Below are 3,172 nucleotides of genomic sequence, written 5' to 3'. Positions count from 1 at the left end.
GGCCCGCAGAACCGGCCCGGTGGCACGCGCCCGGCGGACTCAGTCCCGCCCCAGCACGACCGTCCCCGACGAGCAGAACCAGCCGCCCGTCCCGGACGCGACGGCCAGCCGGGGCACTCCGCCGTCCGCCCCGCGTACCTGGCGCCCCTCGCCCGCTTCGCCGCGCAACTGCCGTACGGCCTCGACCAGCAGGAACAGCCCTCGCATTCCCGGATGCTGGGCCGACAGCCCGCCGCCGTCGGTGTTCACCGGCAGCTCTCCCGTGAGCGTCAGGCGCCCCTTCTCCACGAACGCCCCGCCCTCGCCCTTCCCGCAGAAGCCGAGGTCCTCCAGCGTCACCAGCGTCATGTACGTGAAGGCGTCGTAGATCTCGGCGAAGTCGATCTCGTCCGGGCGTACTCCGGCCCGCTCGAAGGCGAGCCGTCCGCTCACCGCCGCCGGGGAGACCGTGAAGTCCGGCCACTCGGACATGGTCGTGTGCGAGACGTACTCCCCGGTGCCGAGCACCCACACCGGGTCCGTACGGCAGTCCCGTACGTACTCCTCGGCGGCCAGCAGCACCGCCGCGCCGCCGTCGGAGCGTAGACAGCAGTGCAGCTTGGTGAAGGGGTCCGCGATCATCGGGCCGGAGAGGACGTCGTCGACCGTGATGGGGTCGCGGAACATGGCCTCCGGGTTCGCCGCGGCGTTGGCCCGGGCCTGGACGGCGACGGACGCCAGCTGTTCCAGCGTGGTGCCGTACTCGTGCATGTGGCGGCGCGCGGCCATGGCGTACTTGGCGATGAGCGTGTGGCCGTACGGGACCTCGAACTGGAGCGGCCCGCGCGCGCCGAAGGACAGGTTGCCCGTCCTCCGTCCCGCCCTGATGTCCGCGCGGGCCGTCGAGCCGTACACGAGAAGCACCGCGTTCGCGTGGCCCGCCGCGACCGCGTCCGCCGCGTGGGCCGCCATGACCTCCCAGGTGGAGCCGCCCACGGAGGTGGAGTCCACCCAGGTCGGCCGCAACCCCAGGTACTCGGCGACCTCGGCCGGGGCGAGCGTGCCGAGGCCCGCGGAGGCGAAGCCGTCGACGACCTCGCGCCCGAGCCCGGAGTCGGCCAGGGCCCGGCGGGCGGCCTGGGCGTGCAGCGCGTAGGGGGTCGTCTCGTCGACGCGGCCGCAGTCGGAGAGGGAGACGCCGACGATCGCGACCTTGCGGCGACCGGTGACCGTGGGGGTGCCCACCGTGCCCGGCGTGCCCGGCGTACCTGTCGTGCCCGTCAAGCCCGTCATGTATCTGACGGTACATCAGATTTGTTGAGGTTGGGTGGGCTGCGGGGCTGTGCACGTGCGGACGCCGGGCCTAATATGACGGATCGTCAAATTAGAAGAGGGGCACAGAGGGGGACCCGCCCATGGACGCCCGCTTCACCGCCGAACAGGAAGAGATCCGCCGCACGGTACGGGAGGTGCTGCTCAAGCGCTGCGGCCCGGAGGACGTGCGAGCGGCCGTACGGACCGGGGACGGCTACGACGGCGGTCTGTGGACGACGTTCGCCGAGCAGCTCGGTCTGCCGGGGATCGCGCTCCCCGAGGAGTACGGAGGCGTCGGCTGCTCGGTGACGGAACTGGCGCTGGCGAGCGAGGAGTTGGGCCGGGCGCTGGCCCCTGGCCCCCTCCTCGCGACCTCCGTCCTCACCGCCCCCGTGCTGCTCGCCCTCGGCACCGTGCGGCAGCGCGCCGACCTGCTGCCCCGCCTCGCCTCCGGAGAACTGACCGCCGCCCTCGCGGTACCCGGCCCGAGTCTCGCCACCGCCCTGGGACTGACCGGCGGCGGCCGCGGGGACTGGGCCGGTGGCGGGCGCACGGGAGGCGTGCAGGCCAGGCCTGTGGACGGGGCGTGGCGGCTGTACGGGCAGGTGGACCAGGTACTCGACGGGCACAGCGCGGGACTGCTGGTGGTGGCCGCGCACGCCGGAGGGTACGCGCGGTCCCGCACGCTGCTGTTCACCGTACGGGCGTCCGCGCAGGGCCTGACGCGCGTGCGGCGGACGGCGCTCGACGAGACCCGGCCCTGCGCACGCGTCCAACTGCGCGATGTGCCCGCCGAGTTGCTGGGCGAGGACGCGGAGGGCGGCGCGGGCCGGGTGGGGGAGGCGCTGGTCACCGCCGGGGACACCGTCGCCACCGTACTCGCCGCGGAGGCCGTGGGCGCGGCCGACCGGGCGCTGGAACGGACGGTCGCGTATGTGAAGCAGCGGGAGCAGTTCGGGCGGCCGATCGGGTCCTTCCAGGCGGTGAAGCACCGGCTGGCCGACGTGTACGTACGGGTACGGGCCGCGCGCTCGGCGGCGTACTACGCGGCGTGGGCGACGGCTCACGGGGAGCGGGTGGGCGGACCGGCGCTCGCCGAGGCGCTGGAGGCGCTGCGGGTGGCGGCGGCCGAGGGTGTCCAGCTGCACGGCGGCATGGGTTTCACCTGGGAGGACGACGCGCACCTGTACTTCAAGCGGGCCACGGGCGACGAACTGCTCTTCGGCCCCGCGCACCGGCTGCGGGCGCACGCGGCCGACCTGGCGGGACTCTTCACGGAGGGGGAGGTGGCGGTCTGATGCGGCTGACACCGACGGTCGTCATCAAGGAGAACGTGGGCCGGGCGGGCAGGCGGTTCGTGCAGAAGGTGTCCTCGACCCGGACCTTCGCGCGCCTCGCCCCGCACGTCATTCCCGCGCTCGACCGCGCGGTCCACCGGATGACCCGGGGAAGGGTGCTGCTCAGCGCCCAGATGCTGCCGGGGGCGGTGCTCACGTCGACCGGTGCGAGAAGCGGGCTGGAGCGTCGGACGCCGCTGGCGTGCTTCCCGGATCCGGCGCGGACCGCTTCCTCTCAGGGCGACCCGGGCAGCTGGATCCTGATCGGCTCCAACTTCGGGCGGACCACCCACCCCGCCTGGACGGCCAACCTCCTCGTCCACCCCGACGCGGAGATCAGCTGGAAGGGGGAGGACGTGCCGGTGACCGCGCACTTGCTGGAGGGGGAGGAGCGGGCGGCCGTCTGGAAGGCCATGCTGGCGGTCTGGCCGCCGTACGCGACGTACCAGGCGAGGGTGGAGCGGGAGATACGGGTGTTCCGGCTCGTACGGCGGTGACGTGACGTGACGTGACGTGACGTGGCGGGTGCGGGTGCTGGGTGG

Annotated in this window: 3 protein-coding genes; 2 read left to right on the top strand and 1 reads right to left on the bottom strand. The window is 73.6% G+C overall.

The window, feature by feature from the left end:
• Positions 1–39 precede the first annotated feature (39 nt).
• The gene (locus FNH04_RS43675; protein WP_228031977.1) at positions 40–1,272 is read right to left on the bottom strand and encodes a thiolase C-terminal domain-containing protein; all 1,233 of its coding nucleotides are present in this window, start codon (positions 1,270–1,272) and stop codon (positions 40–42) included.
• Between the two features lie 122 nt (positions 1,273–1,394).
• Here FNH04_RS43675 and FNH04_RS43670 point away from each other — a divergent pair, with 122 nt between their 5' ends.
• The gene (locus FNH04_RS43670) at positions 1,395–2,591 is read left to right on the top strand and encodes an acyl-CoA dehydrogenase family protein (RefSeq protein ID WP_152791785.1); all 1,197 of its coding nucleotides are present in this window, start codon (positions 1,395–1,397) and stop codon (positions 2,589–2,591) included.
• Positions 2,591–3,127, top strand: coding sequence for a nitroreductase/quinone reductase family protein (locus tag FNH04_RS43665; protein ID WP_152791784.1), 537 nt, complete (start codon positions 2,591–2,593; stop codon positions 3,125–3,127). The genes FNH04_RS43670 and FNH04_RS43665 overlap by 1 nt, the downstream gene beginning before the upstream one ends.
• Positions 3,128–3,172: the final 45 nt, after the last annotated feature.

This window comes from Streptomyces phyllanthi, from assembly GCF_009377205.1.
Lineage (GTDB): Bacteria > Actinomycetota > Actinomycetes > Streptomycetales > Streptomycetaceae > Streptomyces > Streptomyces phyllanthi.
Note: the sequence above shows the minus strand (reverse complement) of the source record. Positions and strands in the feature narration are given on the sequence as shown.